Source organism: Actinomadura sp. NPDC000929, from assembly GCF_040492065.1.
Taxonomy (GTDB): Bacteria; Actinomycetota; Actinomycetes; order Streptosporangiales; family Streptosporangiaceae; genus Spirillospora; species Spirillospora verrucosospora.
In genome coordinates, this window is sequence record NZ_JBEUPA010000021.1 from 16,196 (window position 1) to 32,822 (window position 16,627).

The window sequence follows — 16,627 nt, forward strand, 5'->3', positions numbered from 1 at the left end:
GTTTCCGGGCGTGCCGGAAGAAGGGGTGACCTGTGGGTCCATCGGTTCGTTCCAGTCCTCAGGTAGGTACCGGACGTGCGCGCACCAGGCTACCCGCGGGACCCGGCCGCGCGGTCCGGTGGGTGACGATCGTCACCCCGCCCCCATTCAGTCATGCGCGAGGGACTCCACGATGGACGTCTTCGCGGCGCGCCGCGCCGGGAGCACGGCCGCGGCGGTCCCGGCCGCGCCCGCGAGGACCACGAACCCGACGACCTGCAGGTAGGGCAGCGAGAAGACGGAGTCGCTCGCCATCGCGTTCGTCGCGGCCCAGCCGAAGCCGACCCCGAGCACGACGCCGGTGGCCGCGCCGATGACCGCCATGACCAGCGCCTCCACCGACAGCATCCGGCGCAGCTGGCGCTTGGTGAGGCCGAGGGCGCGCAGCAGCGCCGACTCGCGGGTGCGCTCCACGACCGACAGGGTCAGCGTGTTGGCGATGCCGAAGAGGGCGATGACGATCGCCAGCCCGAGCAGCCCACCGAAGATCATCAAGACCGTGTCGATGGCCTTGGTCATCGTCTCCTCGAACTCGGCGGACGAGGAGACCTTCGCCGCCGGGTAGGGACGCGCGGCCGCGTCCACGACCCGGCGCGACTGGGAGGCGGGCACGTCGTCGCGGGTCTTGACGTAGATCCCCGCCGGGTCCACGGCGCCGAAGTACCGGGTGAAGTCCCGCTCCGGGACGATGATCCCGTCGAGGCCCGCGCCCGCCGCGTAGACGGCGGTGATCTTCACGGGGACGGCGCCGTTCGCCGTCCGGATCCGCAGCGTCTCCCCCAGCGCCCGGCCGGACGTCTCGGCCGTCTTCTCGTCCACCATCGCCGTGCCGGGCTTCAGGGCGGCGTCCAGCGACCCGCGTTCGAACTCCGGCTTGAGGATCCTCCCGAGCGCCGACGTAGTGATCGTCGATATGTCGGCCTCGTCGCCGCCGACCCGGGTCTCCTTGCGCCGGGTCTCGACCACGGCGGCGACCTCGGGCCGGGTGCGCAGCGTCTCGGCCAGCGCGTGCGGGAGCGTCCCGTCGAAGCTCTGCGGCCGGATCTGGAACTGGACGGGGAACTGCTCCTCCAGTTTGTGCGCCGCCGTCGCCTTGCCGCTCGCCGCGACCACCGCGAACAGGCTCATCAGCCCGACGCCGACGGTCAGCGCGATCGTCGTGGTGGCGGTGCGGCGGGGCGCGCGCTGCGCGTTCGCAACCGCCAGCCGTCCCGGGACGCCGCCGAGCCGCGCCGGGACCGCGCCCGCGACCCGTCCGAGCGGACGGACGAGCGCCGGCATGGCCGCGATCACACCGAGGAAGAACACGCCGCCGGCGAACGCGACCGCGTACATCGCGGTCTCGCCCTTCTCCATGCCGAGCGAGCCCAGACCGCCGATGGCCAGCCCCGCGGCGCCCAGCAGGACGGCGAGGACGGTGCGCACCGGGCCGAGCCTGAACCGTCCGGCGCCCGGCTCCAGGTCGGCGCGCAGCGCGGCGACCGGCGAGACCCGGGTGGCCGCGCGGGCGGGCAGCAGCGCGGACAGGACCGTGACCACGATCCCTACCGCCAGGCCGACCAGGACCGTCCGCACCGCCAGGGCCGGCCCGGCGACGGCCACGCGCTCGTTCAGCTTGCTGACCACGACCAGCGCGCCCTCGCCGAGGCCGACCCCGGCGACGAGGCCGAGCAGGGAGCCGACCAGGCCCACGACGGCCGACTCCGCCACCACGCTCCCGAACACCTGCCGGCGGGTCGCGCCGACGCAGCGCAGCAGCGCCATCTCCCGCATCCGCTGGGCGATCAGGATCGAGAACGTGTTGTAGATGACCAGGGCGGACACCAGCATCGCGACCAGCCCGAAGATCAGCAGACCGGTTCTGATGATCTTGGTGTCGGCGCCGGCGGCCCTGGCCAGCCGCGCGCCGAGCTCCTCGCCCGTGTACACGCGGTAGGCGTCTCCCGCGGCGGCCCTGACGGCGGCCCCGGACCCGCCCGCGACGTCGAGCTCGCGATAGGTCTTCTCGCCGGTCATCCGCATCGCGGTCGCCGGGTCGAAACCCACGGCTCCCCGGAAGCTCGCCTCCTGGTCGATGCCGAAGTCGACCAGTCCGACGACCGTGAACCGGTGTGGCCGGTTCCCGTGGTCCAGGACCGTCACCGCGTTCCCGACGGAGTAGCCCTCCCGCTTGGCGAGCTGGGTGTCGAGCACGGTCTCGCCAGCGCCGGAGGGGGGACGCCCCTTCTCGACGTCGTAGCGCAGGAGACGTCCGGACGGCACGGACATCCCGACCGTCGGGAAGTCGCCGACCGCCTTGCCGTCCTTGCCGACGAGGGCGGCGTCCCCCTTCACGGCTCCCTGGACGTCCGTGACCCCGGGGAGCGCCTTGATCTGTCCGAGCAGCGCCGGCGGGACGCCCTTGTCGGTGTCGTCGCTCTTGGGCAGCACCGCGTAGTCGACCTTGTCGGCCGACCTGGCGAACGTCTTGGAGACGCCCTCGTCCAGCGTGTCCGTCAGGACGAACGTCCCCGAGATGAAGCCGACGCCGAGGGTGATCGCCACCGCCGTGAGCAGCAGCCGCAGCTTGTGGGCGCGCAGGCCCGCCAGAGTCGTCCGCAGCATCACGCGCCCAGGCCCTTCAGCCGGTCCAGGACGGTGTCCGGGGTCGGCTGGAAGATCTCCGAAACGATCTCCCCGTCCCGCAGGAACACCACCCGGTCGGCGTACGAGGCGGCCACCGGGTCGTGGGTGACCATCACGATCGTCTGCCCCATCTCGCGGACCGAGGAGCGCAGGAACCCCAGGACCTCGGCGCCCGCGCGGGAGTCGAGGTTGCCGGTCGGCTCGTCCGCGAAGATCACCTCGGGCCGGGCGACGATCGCCCGGGCGCACGCCACCCGCTGCTGCTGGCCGCCCGACAGCTCGCTCGGCCGGTGCCCGAGCCGTTCCCGCAGGCCCAGGGTGTCGACGACCCGCTCGAACCACGCCCGGTCGGGCTTGCGGCCTGCCAGCTCCATGGGCAGCAGGATGTTCTGCTCGGCGGTGAGCGTCGGCAGGAGGTTGAACGCCTGGAACACGAACCCGACGCGGTCGCGGCGCAGCATGGTCAGCTGCCGGTCGCCCATCCCGGTGATCTCGGCGTCGCCGAGGACGATCCGCCCGCCGCTGACGGTGTCCAGCCCGGCCAGGCAGTGCATCAGCGTCGACTTCCCCGACCCGGACGGCCCCATGATCGCGGTGAACGCGCCCCTGGCGAACCCGACGCCGACCCCGCGGAGCGCGTGGACGGCCGCGTCACCCGACCCGTACACCTTGGACACGCCCTCGGCTCTGACGGCCGGCGGCGCCCCGGCGGCGGGGGATCCCCCGGGCGGCTCGGCGAACGTGCTGGTCACGGTGACTCCTTCGGGTCGTGGATGGACGCGCTCCACGCTAGGAACCAGCGCCGTCCCTGCCATCGACCCGGCGGCCACGCTCCGCCTCACTCTCAAGGCCATCCGGCTCGCCCGCGTACGACCTGAGTCGTACGCGTCCGTCCCTCCGCCCGCCGACCCTGCCCGAGGCCCCATGGCGCCCGCCCTGACGCTCGTAGAGCCGGCCGGAGCGGGGCCGGACGTGCGAAGGCGCCGGAGACATCGTCGGTCTCCGGCGCCTCGAAGACGGGTGGCAGGCCCGTCCAGTGCGTGTCAGTGCCCGTAGTTGACGGACGCGCCGCCCTTGCAGTGGGCGCTCGCACCGCCGACGACGGCGATGGCGTTGCCGCAGACGTCGATGGGCACCGAGATCGGCGCGATCACCTGGGTCCCGTTGAGAATCCCGAAGTTGCCGCTGGTGCTGTTGTGGCTGAACCAGTTCTCGTCGTGGTCCTTGCCGTGGTGACCCTTGTCATGGTGGTGGCCCTTGCCGTGGTCATCCCACCCGCCACCGTAGGTGGCGGCGTACGCGGGCGCCGCTGCGAGGGCGGAGCCGGCGATGGCGAAGCCGAGGATGCCGGTGGCGGCAAGCTTCTTGAACACGAGAGTCCTCCCGTACGTTGGGCTTAGCAGTGCCCGAGGTGACATTGCCGACGTCGCCCGCTGAGAACGGCGTCGCGTACGGTAGTTACCCGGCTACGTTAAGGAAGATCGAATGGGCGGCCCAGGATGCCGCCAAATGATGATCATGGACTGATCAAGGCATTATGCGGATGGGCCGGTCTGACCGCTTTTGACCAGACCTGTCTCGTAAGCGAACACGACGGCCTGCACCCGGTCGCGCACGCCGAGCTTCATCAGGATCCGCCCCATATGGGTCTTCACCGTGGCCTCCGAGACGTAGAGCCGACCGGCGATCTCCGCGTTCGACATCCCGCGCGCGACGAGCCGCAGCACCTCGTTCTCCCGGTCGGTCAGGCTCTCCAACGCCCCGACCGCCTTCTCCTCGGCGTCCGGCAGATGCACCGCGAACCGGTCCAGCAGCCGCTTGGTCGTGCTCGGCGCCACCACCGCGTCCCCCGAGTGCACCGCCTTGATCGCCTCGATGAGCTGCGCCGGCCCCGCGTCCTTCAGCAGGAACCCGCCCGCGCCCGCCTTGATCGCGGCGAACGCGTACTCGTCCAGGTCGAACGTGGTCAGGATGACGACCTTCGGCCCGGACCGCGCCACCACCTGCCGCGTCGCCTCGATCCCGTCCATCCGCGGCATCCGGACGTCCATCAGCACCACGTCCGCCCGCGTGTTCCGCAGCAGGTCCAGCGCCTGCAACCCGTCCCCGGCCTCCCCGGCGACCTCGATGTCGGGCTGCGCGTCCAGCACCATCCTGAACCCGGCCCGCACCAGCTCCTGATCGTCCACGAGCACCACCCGGATGGGGGCCGCCACGTCCGTCATGCCATCTCCCTGTCCGCGGCTCCCCGCACACCCGGCGAGGGACGCCGCAAGCCCTGGTCACGCCCGCCGCCGGTCACGCGGCGACCTCCTCGCGCACCGGGAGGACCGCCGCCACTTCGAAACCGCCGCCGGTGCGCGGGGCGGCGGTGACCGTGCCGCCGTACACGGCGACGCGTTCGCGCATCCCCGCCAGCCCGTGGCCGCGGCCGTCGTCGGGCGCGGCCGCCCCGCGGCCGTCGTCGACCACCCGGATCTCCAGCGCGTCGCCGGAGTAGGACAGCCGCACCGACACGCTCACCCGCGGGCCACCATGCTTGAGCGTGTTGGTCAGCGCCTCCTGGACGATCCGGTAGACGGTGAGCTGGCGCCCCTCCGACATGGCCTCGGGGTCGCCGTCGACCTCGAACTCCACCGGCAGCCCGGCCGCGCGGACCTGTTCGACCAGCTCGTCCAGTTGCGCCACGCCCGGCTGCGGCGCGTACGCCCCCGCGTCGTCGTCCTCGCGCAGCACGCCGAGGAGTCGCCGCATCTCCGCGAGCGCCAGCCGCCCCGTCGTGGAGATCGTGTCGAGCGCCTGCCGAGCCCGCCCCACGTCGGTGTCGATGGCGTAGGACGCGCCGTCCGCCTGCACCACGATCACGCTGACGTTGTGGGCCACCACATCGTGCAGTTCCCGGGCGATACGGGCGCGCTCGGCCGCCATCGCCACCTTGACCTCGTTGTCACGCTCGCGCTCCAGCCGCTCGGCCCGCTCCTCCACCGAACGCAGGTACGCCCGCCGCGTGCGCATGTGCAGGCCGAGGACGTACACGCCCGCCACCAGCACCGTCATCATGACGAACGTGAACTTCCGGTCATCGGCGCCGCTCGGGTAGCGGTAGGTGACCATGACCGCGCCCACCTCGCCGATCAGGGCCGCCGCGAGCCCCCAGCGGAACGTGCACCCGGCCGCGACCGTGTAGAGCCCCATCAGGACCGCCACGTTCGCCGGCACCGGGATCTGCCCCACCACGCACTGGACGCAGGAGACCAGCGCGACGACGGCGAAGACCGTCCGGGGGAACGTCCTGCGCAGCACCAGCGGCCCCGCCAGCGCGAAGGTCAGCAGCACGTAGAGCCCGGCGCCGATCCCGCTCGGCCCCACCAGCAGCGACGGCACCGAGAAGAACACGACCGGCAGCGCGAAGAAGGCGTCGACGAGCGGCTTCTTGCCCCGCAGCCACTCCCATGCGCTCGCCACCATGCCGACAGCGTACGTACCCGCAGGTCACTCCCGGATCAGCCGCAGGTCGGACCCGCGTCCACCGCAAGGATGGCCCGCCACCCACGGTAACGTCGCAGTCGTGGAGTCGCTGGTTTCCGGATGGCTGACGTGGCGCACCGCGATGGAGCGGGCCCTCTACGGAGAGGACGGTTTCTACCGGCGCGAACGCCCCGCCGAGCACTTCCGCACCTCGGTGCACGCCTCGCCGCGGTTCGCCGCCGCCATCGCCCGCCTGCTGGTCGAGGTCGACGCCCTGCTCGGCCACCCCGACCGGCTCGACGTGGTCGACATCGGCGCCGGCTCCGGCCGCCTTCTCGGCAACATCCTGGCCTGCGTGCCGCCGGATCTGGAGGCCCGGCTCGTCCCGACGGCGGTGGAACTCGCGCCGCGCCCCGCCGACGTCCCGTCCCGGATCGTCTGGCGCCCCGACCTGCCCGCCCGCATCACCGGCCTCGCCGTCGCGAACGAGTGGCTCGACAACGTGCCGCTGGACGTGGTGGAACGCACCCCCGAGGGCGTCCGGACCGTGCTGGTCGACCCCTTCAGCGGCACCGAGCGGCCGGGGCCGCCGCCGTCCGCCGAAGACACCGGCTGGCTGGATCTGTGGTGGCCGCTCGCCGAACCCGGCGACCGCGCCGAGATCGGGCACCCGCGCTGCGCGGCCTGGGCCTCCGTGATCGGCCGCCTGTCCGCCGGGCTCGCGCTCGCCGTCGACTACTCGCACTCCCGCGAGTCCCGCCCCGTCTACGGGACGCTGACCGGCTACCGCGACGGCGCGACCGTCCCCGCCGTCCCGGACGGATCGTGCGACGTCACCGCCCATGTCGCACTCGACGCCTGCCTGGTCGCCGGCCGCCGCGCCGGCGCGACCTCCAGCCTCCTGACGACCCAGCGCGAGGCCCTCCGCGCCCTGGGCCTCTCGGGAACCCGCCCACCCCTCGACCTGGCCCACCGGGACCCGCGCGCCTACGTGGCCGCCCTCTGTCACGCGGGCGAAGACGCCGAACTGACCGACCCCTCAGGCCTGGGCGGCTTCGGCTGGCTGACCCAGACCACCAACATCCCCCTCCCCAACCTCCTAACCCACCCCACCTAACCCCGGACCCAAAACCACCCGCAAAGACCATCCACCCCGAACCGGCCGCCAACTCAGCCCGCCCCAGAAGCCATCGCCCCCCACCCCCCTTGGTCACCGGCCCACCCAACCCCACGACCGCCACAGTCGAAGCCACGCCGCCGGACGACGCTCGACACCGTTCCCGCAAGCCTCACCGCCACAGACCAGCGCCACCCGCAAAAAGCGCCTTCTCCAACAAGCCACGCAGACTTCACCAAGCTCCCCCTCCAGCTCAACTCCAGGACGTGGTTCGGCTCGGGCGGCCCGGCGTCGGCGGGCGCGTTCTCGACGGGCGCCGTGTCAGATGGCACCGTCGCGGTCCTTCCAGTACGGGTCCCTGAGCTTGCGCTTGAGGAGCTTGCCGTTGGGTTCGCGGCATCGCCTCGATGAAGTCGACGGACCTCGGCCACTTCAAAGAGTCGCCAGCCACGCGCGGAGCGGCTTGAGCCACGCGCGCAGCGGCTTGGACCACGCGCGCAGCGGCTTGGACCACGCGCGCAGCGGCTTGAGCCGCGTGCGCAGCGGCTTGAGCCGCGTGTGCGGCGGCTTGGGTCGTGCGTGCGGGGGGGTGGGGCGGGCCTGGGGTGGTTAGCGCTCTACGTGTAGGGCGGTCAGGCCTCTCAGGACGTAGCCGGGCTTCCACTTTGGTTCGGTGGTGAGGCGTAGGGCGGGGGTTGCGCGCAAGAGCGCGCCGAATGACTCGGTCATTTCGATGCGGGCCAGGGGGGCGCCCAGGCAGTAGTGGATGCCGAGGCCGAAGGTGATGTGCGGGTTCGGGTCGCGGCCCAGGTCGAGCCGGTTCGGGTCGACGAACACCTCCGGGTCACGGTTGGCGGACGCGAACTGGAGGGCGACCTCGGCGCCACGCGGGATGTCGACGCCGGCGACCCTGATGTCCTCCAGCACCCATCGTTCGAACATGGGCGCCGGGGTGTCGTAGCGCAGCAGTTCCTCGACCGCGGTGGGCACGAGCGACGGGTCGGAGCGGAGGCGTTCCAGCTGGCCGGGGTTGCGGAACAGCGTCCACCAGCCGTTGCCCGTCGCGTTCACCGTGGCCTCGTGGCCCGCGTTGAGGAGCAGGACGCAGGTGCCGATCAGCTCGTCCTCGGTGAGCCGGTCGCCCTCGTCAACGACGTGGGCCAGGGCGGTGATGAGGTCGTCACCCGGCTCGCTCCGCCGGGCGCGGGCGAGGTCGCGAAGGTAGTCGGAGAACTCCACGGCCGCACGGACGGCGGTCCGCTGGACCTCCTCGGGCGGGTTCAGCTCGTACATGCCGCAGATGTCGGCCGACCAGGGGCGCAGCAGGTGCCGGTCTTCGACGGGGACGCCCAGCATCTCGGCGATCACGTTCACCGGCAGCGGTTCGGCGATCTCGGCGAGCAGGTCGCCGCCGCCACTGTCGGCGAGCCCCGTCGCGAGCTCCTCGGCGAGGCGCCGGATCATCGGACGCAGGCCCTCCACCATGCGGGCCGTGAACGCCTTGGACACCAGGCGCCGCAACCGCGTGTGGGTGGGCGGCTCCACGTCGAGCATCCCGGCGCGGATGAGATCCCAGAAGGGTTTGAGGAAGTCGGGCTCCGGCTCCTGCCCGAACTCCTCGTGACTCGCGATGTGCAGGTACGACCGCCCGAGGCGACGGTCGCGCAGCAGCCCGTCGACGTCCTCGTAGCGGCTGATCACCCACTGGCCGGTGGGTTCGTGGAAGAACACCGGTTGCTCGGCGCGGAGCCGCTCGAACACCGGATACGGGTCCGCCACGAATTCGGCGGACCAGGGGTCGTAGGCCAGGTCGCTCATGAACCGACGATATGTGCCCTTTGCGGTCGACTGGGGCGGAGCCGAGCAACCGAGCACGGGTGACGGCCCCCATGGCAGGCGTATCTCCCCCAAGACCCGGTCGGACACGGGTGCGGCTCTCCGGCATCGTGCCCATGCCTGAGGCGGGGCCGCGAGCCCGGTGCCGTCGAGAGATTTCTCGGCGCCGGCGGATGATGCGGCCGATCAGCGAGCGCCGGCCCGGGCGGTTCCAGCCGCTCCGGGCGAACTCGATGATCGGATCAAGGCTGATGATCAAGCGCCTGCGAAGTCCCATCGGGGCGCCTCCTTCCACGTGATCGCGTTCGCTCCCGGGCGGGGTCGGCCCGCCCTCCCCCCTCGGGCGGGCCGACGTGTTCCATCGTCGGAGGACGCCGGGGGGCGCGGAAGGAGAACGCGATCCTGTGGATAAGTCGTCAGCGGGCCCAGTGGGTGGGGTCGCCGCCACCGGCGCGGCGGGCGGCGAGGGCTCGGCTCACGGTGGACTCCACGATCGCGCGGGCCTCGCCCAGCTCGCGGTCCGCCGCGGCCACCTGGACCGGCCCCGGAGGCGCGTCCACGTGGACGGTCGCCAGGCCCAGCAGGCGCTGGAAGGGGTTCACGGTCAGCCTGACGCTCTGCGCGCGCGCGTGGGCGATCACGTCCGTGCGGCGGCAGGGCCATCCGTGCCGGGTCACGAAGACCACGTCGTCGGTGCCGGCGCCGTCCGCATGCTCGATCGACACGGTCTTGGACGACGCGGGGACGAGAGCGACCGAGTCCACCTGCGTCCCCGGGAAGACCTGCGAAACGAGGTGCATGGCGACTTGGCGCGGCGCGACGGGGAGAAGGGTCGACGAGAGCGCTTGGCGCTCGCCCGCGTATCCGGCGACGGTGACGTCGACGCGGGCCCAGCCCAGGCTCCGCCAGATCAACGGTTCGACGATGCTGACGGCCTGGACGCGGCCCGGCGGAAGCGTCTGCATCCGGGTCTCCAGCAGGCCGTAGCGCAGGCGGATCCCGTCCGGTGACATCGCGACCGTGAAGTTGGCGTACATGACCAGAGGTGCGATCACGGCTCGGATGAGGCCGAGCAGGACCGGGATGGTGACGGCCAGGATGCCGCCCTCCGCGTACATCACCAGGAAGATGAGCGACGCGAGGAAGAGCAGCACCGTCCCCAGGACGGGCAGCCGCACGATGAGCGACCCCAGCAGAGTGCCGAACGGTACACGCCACAGGTGCCGTTCGGGCGCTTCCGGAGTTTGGCCCGGGAGTCCGGCCGCGCGGGCGAGGAGTTCGGCACGCAGCTGTTGCGCCGACTGCCGGCCCAGGTAGCGGAGGGCGATTTCGCTCTGCTCGCCCCCTGCCAGCTCCACGCGCACTTCAGAAAGCGCGAACACCCGCGTCACCAGCGGACGCACGACGTCGATGGCCTGGATCCGCGAAAGCGGGATGCGGCGCGCGTTCTTACGGAGGATGCCGGTTTCGACGACGAGGTCGTCGTTGTCGACACGGAAACGCAGGGCAAGCCAGGTCCACAGGCCGGTTCCTACTGCGATCAGTCCCATGGGGATGGTCACGAGGATGAACCTCAGGATCACCTCCGGCGTGAGCGCCAGGGTGATGCCGCTGCTGGTCTGGGTCAGCAGCAGCGGGAAGCCGAGCAGGACGAAGTAGATGATGAGGAAGACGAACGCGCGAAGCGGGGCCGTTGCCCAGTGGAGCCTGTGCGTACCCTCCGAAAAGCGGATCGGTGGGCGTTGCGGCTGCGGCGGTCCGTACGCGTACGGCGGACGTGGCGGGCCGAAGCCGGGACGGGGCGGCGGGTAGGGCGGTCCCGCAGGGCGACCATAGGGGCCCGCGGGTCCAGGCGGTCCGGGCGGGCCCGGTTGTCCATGTGGACCAGGCGGGCCCGGTTGTCCAGGCGGGCCGGGCGGGCCGGATCGTCCAGGCGGGCCATACGGGCCGTAGGGGCCGTTCATAGGCCCATGCCCCGCTCCTCGCCCTTCTGCGCGAGACGGTCACGCAGGAGCGCGGCCTCCGCAGTGGGCAGTCCCGGAATCGTCGCGTCCGTAGCCGCGGCGGCGGTGTGCATGCGGACGGTGGCGACACCCATCCACCGCTCCAGAAGCCCGGCGGTGACGTCCACGAACTGCATCCGCCCGTAAGGGACCACGATGAGCCGCCGGACGAGGACGCCGTGGGTCACGATGAGGTCGTCGCCACGCTCGGCGTAGCCGTAGGCCCTGCGGTCCAGCTCCGCGACAACCCAGGTGAGGATGACCCCGAGGACGACGGCGACGACCCACATGGACGCCGCGACCACGGTGCCGTTCCTCCACACGATGAAAGCGCCAACGCCACCCACGGGAATCGCCCACAGGACCGCGGTGAGAAGCCTGTGCCAGGCATGGCGTTTGGAGATGGGCGACCAGTGAAGGCCGGCACCAGGCGCGAAGGCCTGGTCCGCCTGGTAGATGGGCGGCCCCTGCTGCGGCGGGTATGGTGCCCCTGTCTGGCCCTGACCAGGTGGCTGACCGCCGTGGCCCGGACCGGACGGCACGGGCGGACGCACCGCGCCCTGCTGTCCGGGATGCGCGGCGGGATCGAACGGCGGTTCGCCGTGGCTCGCGTTCATTGCCCCCTAGTCAATCGGATAACGACTACCGCTCGCCATGGGACCATGAAGCAGTGATCGGAGTGGCGGAGGCGCGACCATGACCACCGAACGGATCGTCGGGATCGGTGCGGGCGCCAAAGAGCTCGCCACCGAGGACATGACCCTGAACATCGGCCCCCAGCACCCGTCCACGCACGGCGTGCTCCGGCTGAAGCTCACCTTGGACGGCGAACGCATCTCGGCGGCGGAGCCCATCGTGGGCTACATGCACCGGGGAGCGGAGAAGCTGTTCGAGGTCCGCGACTTCCGGCAGATCATCGTCCTGGCGAACCGGCACGACTGGCTGTCGGCGTTCTCCAGCGAACTCGGCGTCGTTCTGGCCGTCGAACGCATGCTCGGCATGGAGGTCCCCCTACGCGCGGTGTGGGCGAGGACGCTGCTGGCAGAGCTGAACCGGATCCTCAACCACCTGATGTTCCTGGGCTCCTACCCGCTGGAAGTGGGCGCCATCACCCCGATCTTCTACGCGTTCCGCGAGCGTGAGGTCCTGCAACGCGTCATGGAGGAGATCTCCGGTGGACGCATGCACTACATGTTCAACCGTGTCGGCGGGCTAAAGGACGAGCTGCCCGCCGGTTGGACGGCGCGCGCGCGGGCGGCGGTCTCCGAGGTGCGCGCCCGCATGGGCGACATCGACGACCTCATCATGGGCAACGAGATCTTCCGGGCCCGTACCAGGGGGGTCGGCGTCCTCACCCAGGAGCAGATCCTGCAGTACGGGGTGTCCGGGCCCATCGCGCGCGCGTCCGGCGTGGACTTCGACCTGCGCCGGGACGAGCCCTACCTCGCCTACGGCGAACTGGACGTCCGCGTGGTCACCCGGTCGGAGGGCGACTGCCTGGCACGCTTCGAATGCCTGCTCGACCAGGTGCACGCTTCCCTGGACCTCGCGGACGCCTGCCTGGACCGCCTCGCTGAGCTCCCGCCCGGCCCCATCAACCAACGGCTGCCGAAGGTTCTGAAGGTGCCAGAAGGACACACCTACGCCTGGACGGAGAACCCGCTGGGCATCAACGGGTACTACCTGGTGTCGCGGGGCGAGAAGACACCGTGGCGGATGAAACTGCGGTCCGCGTCGTTCAACAACATCCAGGTGCTCGCGGAACTGCTGCCCGGCACCCTGGTCGCCGACATGATCGCCATTCTGGGCTCGATGTTCTTCGTCGTCGGCGACATCGACAAGTAGCGCGAAGCCCGCAAGTCACCCGGCGCCGCGACCCCCGACGGACCTCAGGCCCGGGACGCGCCGGGTTGGTCGCGCTGCTCGTCGTCCGGTCCCTTCGGAACCCGGCACGCGTACTCCAGGAAGAACGCCGCCGCCACCAGCACGATGGCCGCGAGGAAGGTGCCGCCGCTCACGAAGAAGTCGTGGCGGGGCGTCGACTTCTCCAGCGACGCGGAGAGGCTGACGGCGAAGCCGCCGAACACGCCCGCGATGACCGCCGCGGAATGCGCACTGGCCTTCCCCAGGGCCGCCAGGCGCGCCACCGCCAGGGGATCCAGAGGCTTCCCCGGCTTGCGGGCGGAGTCCGCCGCGCGTCCGCTGGAGGGCTTGCGGCGAATGCGGCGCAGGACGTTCAACCCTGTGAAGGCCTCACCGAGGGCGAGCAGCAGCAGCGTCGGCACCGCGGTCCACGGCAGCGGGGGCAGCGACAGATAGGCAGAACGCAGCACCGCCCAAGTGATGACCCCTATGACGACCACGAGGGCGACGAGGAACAGGGGGCGGGACGGCTTCATGCAGGCTGCTGCAGAACCAGGTCGTCACGCCGGCGGCATGCCGACGGGCCGCCCTCCGCCTGCTTAACCTCGGCCAGGTCTCCCACGCGACCGTGCCCGGCCAGCAGCACGTCGGGCTCGATGTCTGCCCACGGGACGAGGACGAACGCGCGCTCGTGCGCGCGCGGGTGCGGGAGCGTCAGATCGGGGTCGTCGGACGTGATGTCGCCGAAGGTCACGATGTCGATGTCGAGGGTGCGGGGGCCCCAGCGGACCAGGCGTTCGCGGCGCATCGAGTTCTCGATGTTCAGGACCCGCTCCAGCAGGTTCTCCGGGGGCAGCCGCGTGTCGGCGATGAGCACGATGTTCAGGAAGTCGCCCTGCTCCGGGATGCTCTCGCCGGGCGGCGCGTAGGGGGCGGTCTCGTAGACCGGGGAGAACGCCACGAAACTCAGCCCTGGCGCGTCGAACAGGGCGTCGACCGCCTCCTGGATGTTGTCCAGCCGGTCCCCGAGGTTGCTGCCGATCGAGAACACGACACGGTGCTGGACCAGCATGTGCCCACCGGTGGCGGTGCGGTCGGGCATGCGGTCGGACGCTGTCATGGGCGACTCCTCGTGATCTTCACGGCGACGTCGGCGAAGGGGTGCGGGATCGGGGCGCTCGGCTTGTGGACGGTGATCTCGACCTCGGACACCAGTCGATCTTCCAGACATATCTTCGCCAGCCGGTCGGCCAGCGTTTCCAGGAGGTTCAGGGGCTCCCCCTCCACGGCGGCGACCAGCCGGCCGGCGAGCGTTCCGTAGTCGACGGTACGCGAGAGGTCGTCGCCTTCCGCGGCGGGGCGCGTGTCGAGGCCGAGGACGGCGTCCACGACGAACTCCTGGCCCAGGTCGCGCTCGGCAGGCAGGCACCCGTGGCGGCCCCGCGCCCGGAGCCCGCGCAACTCGATGCGGTCGAGAGTCATTCTTCCTCTGCATCCACGACGTTGAGGACGGGGGAGCCGTGGTGAAGCAGAAGCCGCCACTCCCCACCCGCCCGTACGAACACGTTCGTCGCCACGATGCTTCCACCGGCGAGGAACCCTGCTTCGGTGTCCTCGTCGGCGGTCAGGATGTTCTCCTTGCACGTCACCACGGCGTGGTCGCCGTACACGTCCGTCTCCACGTCGGTGAGCACGAACTGGATGTAGGACGTGTTGGCCATGATGAGCGCCCACGATCGCAGGACAGCCTCTCGTCCCCGCAGCATCGTCCAGCCGGGGTGGACGCAGGAGACGCCGTCGGCGTACGGGCCGTCCGCCCAGACCGCCGACATGCGGTCGAAGTCACCGGCCTCGAACGCGGCGTAGAACTCGGCATGGACCTCGTCCACGTCGGCGCGGTTCACGGCACGGCTCATAGGCGGGGACTCCCGTCGTCGTTACTGGCGTCGTCGTTGCTGTCCTTGGTAGCGCTGTCCTTGATAGCACTGCCTTTGCTCGCGCTTTCCTGGCTCACGCTGTCGGGGCCGGCCAGACGCGCCGCGCGCATCGCGGCCGCCACCCGTACCGCGTCCGCGTTGGGCCGGACCCTGTGCACCCTTACGCACCATGCCCCGGCGGCCGCAACGAGAGACGTGATGGCCACGGTCGCGTCATCGCATTCGCCGAACGGACGGCGCGTCCCGTCCGGTTCCGCAAGGAGCCGCGTCAGGAACCCCTTGCGGGACGCGCCCACCAGGACGGGGTAGCCGAGACCAGTGAACGCGTCGAGATGGGCAAGCAGCGACCAGTTGTGCCCCGTCTCCGGGTTCTTGGCGAAGCCCAGCCCAGGGTCGAGCACGATCATCGACGGATCGACGCCCTCCCCCAGCACGGCGTCGACCCTGTGCAGCAGTTCGTCGCGCACCTCACGAACCACGTCCGTGTAGATGGCGCGGTTGTACATGTCATGGCTGTGGCCGCGCCAGTGCATCACCACGTAGGGCACGCCCGCGGCGGCCACCACGCGCGGCATATCAGGGTCGGCCAAGCCGCCGCTCACGTCGTTCACCAGCCGCGCGCCCGCGCCGACCGCGGCCTCGGCGACCTCGGCGCGCATGGTGTCGACGCTCACGGGGACGTTCTCGGCCACGAGCGCCTCAATGACCGGAACCACGCGGCGCAGTTCCTCTTCTTCGGACACACGCTGCGCACCAGGCCGCGTCGACTCGCCGCCCACGTCCACGATGTCGGCGCCCTCGCCCACGAGATCGAGCCCGTGGCGGACCGCTTTCTCCGGGTCGAACCAGGCTCCGCCGTCGGAGAAGGAGTCGGGGGTCACGTTGACCACGCCCATGACGAGGCACCGCCCTGGCTCGGGCAGCCCCGGAACGGCGGCACTGGTCATGTCACCCAACCCTATGCCTTGCGATCGACCCGCCGGAGCGGCCCTCCAACCGCCTCATCCGTCCGGCATACCCTCTCCGGAAGCAGCAGAACGGGCCTCAGCTTGACGCTGAGGCCCGTTCAGACGTTCAGGCAGACTCGGGGAGCCCGAGTGCCCGTCAGCGGCCGAGAATCAGGCTCATCGCCTCGGACCGCGTCTCGGGGTGGTCCCGGAAGTCGCCGCGCACCGCCGACGTCACCGTCTTGGCGCCCGGCTTCCGCACCCCGCGCATCGTCATGCACAGATGCTCGGCCTCGATCACCACGATCGCGCCGCGGGGCTCCAGCACCGTCATCATCGCGTCGGCCACCTGGCTGGTGAGGCGCTCCTGCACCTGCGGCCGGCGGGCGTACACGTCCACCAGCCGGGCCAGCTTCGACAGACCGGTGATCTGGCCCTTCTTGTTGGGCGTGTAGCCCACGTGCGCGACCCCGTGGAAAGGCACCAGGTGATGCTCGCAAACGGAGTACACCTCGATGTCCTTCACCAGGACCATTTCCTCATGGTCGGCGTCGAACACCGTGGTCAGCGCGTCCTCGGGCTTCTGGCGCAGGCCCGCGAACTGCTCGGCGTACGCGCGCGCCACCCTGGCGGGGGTGTCGCGCAGCCCGTCGCGCTCGGGGTCCTCCCCGATGCCGATCAGGATCTCGCGCACGGCCTTCTCGATGCGCGCGTGGTCGAAACGCCCGCCGTGCAGGGTCTCGCCCGGCGGGTCGTTCTCGATCGGCGCCTCGTCGTACGGGATCGCCAAGG

16 protein-coding genes are annotated in these 16,627 nt (G+C 71.1%); 2 read left to right on the forward strand and 14 right to left on the reverse strand.

Annotated elements, in window-relative coordinates:
- Nucleotides 1-147 precede the first annotated feature (147 nt).
- The 5 genes from ABWI04_RS10845 to ABWI04_RS10865 all read right to left on the reverse strand — a co-directional run bounded on the left by ABWI04_RS10845 (nt 148) and on the right by ABWI04_RS10865 (nt 6,132).
- On the reverse strand, nt 148-2,643 hold the full coding sequence (locus ABWI04_RS10845) for an ABC transporter permease (RefSeq protein ID WP_353832275.1): 2,496 nt from the start codon (nt 2,641-2,643) through the stop codon (nt 148-150).
- Nucleotides 2,643-3,416 carry an ABC transporter ATP-binding protein gene (locus ABWI04_RS10850; protein WP_345179773.1) on the reverse strand — a complete coding sequence of 258 codons (774 nt, stop codon included), beginning with the start codon at nt 3,414-3,416 and terminating at the stop codon, nt 2,643-2,645. The genes ABWI04_RS10845 and ABWI04_RS10850 overlap by 1 nt, the downstream gene beginning before the upstream one ends.
- A 291-nt stretch (nt 3,417-3,707) precedes the next feature.
- The gene (locus ABWI04_RS10855) at nt 3,708-4,037 is read right to left on the reverse strand and encodes a chaplin family protein (protein ID WP_345179772.1); all 330 of its coding nucleotides are present in this window, start codon (nt 4,035-4,037) and stop codon (nt 3,708-3,710) included.
- Between the two features lie 162 nt (nt 4,038-4,199).
- Nucleotides 4,200-4,889: a response regulator gene (locus tag ABWI04_RS10860; protein WP_345179770.1), complete on the reverse strand. Its 690-nt coding sequence runs from the start codon at nt 4,887-4,889 to the stop codon at nt 4,200-4,202.
- Between the two features lie 73 nt (nt 4,890-4,962).
- Nucleotides 4,963-6,132: a sensor histidine kinase gene (locus tag ABWI04_RS10865; protein ID WP_353832276.1), complete on the reverse strand. Its 1,170-nt coding sequence runs from the start codon at nt 6,130-6,132 to the stop codon at nt 4,963-4,965.
- Nucleotides 6,133-6,232: 100 nt separating this feature from the next.
- Between ABWI04_RS10865 and ABWI04_RS10870 the strand changes: the two genes are divergently transcribed.
- Nucleotides 6,233-7,249 carry an SAM-dependent methyltransferase gene (locus ABWI04_RS10870; protein WP_353832277.1) on the forward strand — a complete coding sequence of 339 codons (1,017 nt, stop codon included), beginning with the start codon at nt 6,233-6,235 and terminating at the stop codon, nt 7,247-7,249.
- A 609-nt stretch (nt 7,250-7,858) separates the two neighbouring features.
- Here ABWI04_RS10870 and ABWI04_RS10875 read toward each other — a convergent pair.
- The 3 genes from ABWI04_RS10875 to ABWI04_RS42805 all read right to left on the reverse strand — a co-directional run bounded on the left by ABWI04_RS10875 (nt 7,859) and on the right by ABWI04_RS42805 (nt 11,705).
- On the reverse strand, nt 7,859-9,067 hold the full coding sequence (locus ABWI04_RS10875) for a cytochrome P450 (RefSeq protein ID WP_353832278.1): 1,209 nt from the start codon (nt 9,065-9,067) through the stop codon (nt 7,859-7,861).
- A 434-nt stretch (nt 9,068-9,501) separates the two neighbouring features.
- Entirely contained in the window at nt 9,502-10,647 is a 1,146-nt protein-coding gene (locus ABWI04_RS10880; RefSeq protein WP_345179765.1) for a PH domain-containing protein, read from the reverse strand.
- 398 nt (nt 10,648-11,045) lie between these two features.
- Nucleotides 11,046-11,705: a PH domain-containing protein gene (locus ABWI04_RS42805; RefSeq protein WP_502913128.1), complete on the reverse strand. Its 660-nt coding sequence runs from the start codon at nt 11,703-11,705 to the stop codon at nt 11,046-11,048.
- 79 nt (nt 11,706-11,784) lie between these two features.
- Here ABWI04_RS42805 and ABWI04_RS10890 point away from each other — a divergent pair, with 79 nt between their 5' ends.
- Nucleotides 11,785-12,933: an NADH-quinone oxidoreductase subunit D gene (locus ABWI04_RS10890; protein WP_345179762.1), complete on the forward strand. Its 1,149-nt coding sequence runs from the start codon at nt 11,785-11,787 to the stop codon at nt 12,931-12,933.
- 44 nt (nt 12,934-12,977) lie between these two features.
- Here ABWI04_RS10890 and ABWI04_RS10895 read toward each other — a convergent pair whose 3' ends face one another.
- The 6 genes from ABWI04_RS10895 to folE form a co-directional block, all read right to left on the reverse strand.
- Nucleotides 12,978-13,487 carry a DUF3180 domain-containing protein gene (locus tag ABWI04_RS10895; RefSeq protein ID WP_345179761.1) on the reverse strand — a complete coding sequence of 170 codons (510 nt, stop codon included), beginning with the start codon at nt 13,485-13,487 and terminating at the stop codon, nt 12,978-12,980.
- Nucleotides 13,484-14,071, reverse strand: coding sequence for a 2-amino-4-hydroxy-6-hydroxymethyldihydropteridine diphosphokinase (gene folK / locus ABWI04_RS10900; RefSeq protein WP_345179759.1), 588 nt, complete (start codon nt 14,069-14,071; stop codon nt 13,484-13,486). Before folK ends, ABWI04_RS10895 begins: the two co-directional genes overlap by 4 nt.
- Nucleotides 14,068-14,433 carry a dihydroneopterin aldolase gene (folB, locus tag ABWI04_RS10905; RefSeq protein ID WP_185028816.1) on the reverse strand — a complete coding sequence of 122 codons (366 nt, stop codon included), beginning with the start codon at nt 14,431-14,433 and terminating at the stop codon, nt 14,068-14,070. Before folB ends, folK begins: the two co-directional genes overlap by 4 nt.
- On the reverse strand, nt 14,430-14,867 hold the full coding sequence (locus ABWI04_RS10910) for a nuclear transport factor 2 family protein (RefSeq protein WP_141580195.1): 438 nt from the start codon (nt 14,865-14,867) through the stop codon (nt 14,430-14,432). The genes folB and ABWI04_RS10910 overlap by 4 nt, the downstream gene beginning before the upstream one ends.
- A complete protein-coding gene (gene folP, locus ABWI04_RS10915; protein ID WP_353832279.1) occupies nt 14,864-15,835 on the reverse strand; it encodes a dihydropteroate synthase in 972 nt (323 codons plus the stop codon). The genes ABWI04_RS10910 and folP overlap by 4 nt, the downstream gene beginning before the upstream one ends.
- A 157-nt stretch (nt 15,836-15,992) precedes the next feature.
- Nucleotides 15,993-16,598 carry a GTP cyclohydrolase I FolE gene (gene folE, locus ABWI04_RS10920; protein WP_345179801.1) on the reverse strand — a complete coding sequence of 202 codons (606 nt, stop codon included), beginning with the start codon at nt 16,596-16,598 and terminating at the stop codon, nt 15,993-15,995.
- Between the last annotated feature and the right edge of the window lie 29 nt (nt 16,599-16,627).

Bases quoted from the DNA above. Each gene is read 5' to 3' on its own strand.
- ABWI04_RS10860 (WP_345179770.1), bottom strand. From the start codon at position 4,889: ATGACGGACGTGGCGGCCCCCATCCGGGTGGTGCTCGTGGACGATCAG.
- ABWI04_RS42805 (WP_502913128.1), bottom strand. From the start codon at position 11,705: ATGAACGCGAGCCACGGCGAACCGCCGTTCGATCCCGCCGCGCATCCC.
- ABWI04_RS10910 (WP_141580195.1), bottom strand. From the start codon at position 14,867: ATGAGCCGTGCCGTGAACCGCGCCGACGTGGACGAGGTCCATGCCGAG.
- ABWI04_RS10890 (WP_345179762.1), top strand. From the start codon at position 11,785: ATGACCACCGAACGGATCGTCGGGATCGGTGCGGGCGCCAAAGAGCTC.
- ABWI04_RS10895 (WP_345179761.1), bottom strand. From the start codon at position 13,487: ATGAAGCCGTCCCGCCCCCTGTTCCTCGTCGCCCTCGTGGTCGTCATA.
- folP (WP_353832279.1), bottom strand. From the start codon at position 15,835: ATGACCAGTGCCGCCGTTCCGGGGCTGCCCGAGCCAGGGCGGTGCCTC.
- ABWI04_RS10875 (WP_353832278.1), bottom strand. From the start codon at position 9,067: ATGAGCGACCTGGCCTACGACCCCTGGTCCGCCGAATTCGTGGCGGAC.
- folK (WP_345179759.1), bottom strand. From the start codon at position 14,071: ATGACAGCGTCCGACCGCATGCCCGACCGCACCGCCACCGGTGGGCAC.
- ABWI04_RS10865 (WP_353832276.1), bottom strand. From the start codon at position 6,132: ATGGTGGCGAGCGCATGGGAGTGGCTGCGGGGCAAGAAGCCGCTCGTC.
- folB (WP_185028816.1), bottom strand. From the start codon at position 14,433: ATGACTCTCGACCGCATCGAGTTGCGCGGGCTCCGGGCGCGGGGCCGC.
- ABWI04_RS10845 (WP_353832275.1), bottom strand. From the start codon at position 2,643: ATGCTGCGGACGACTCTGGCGGGCCTGCGCGCCCACAAGCTGCGGCTG.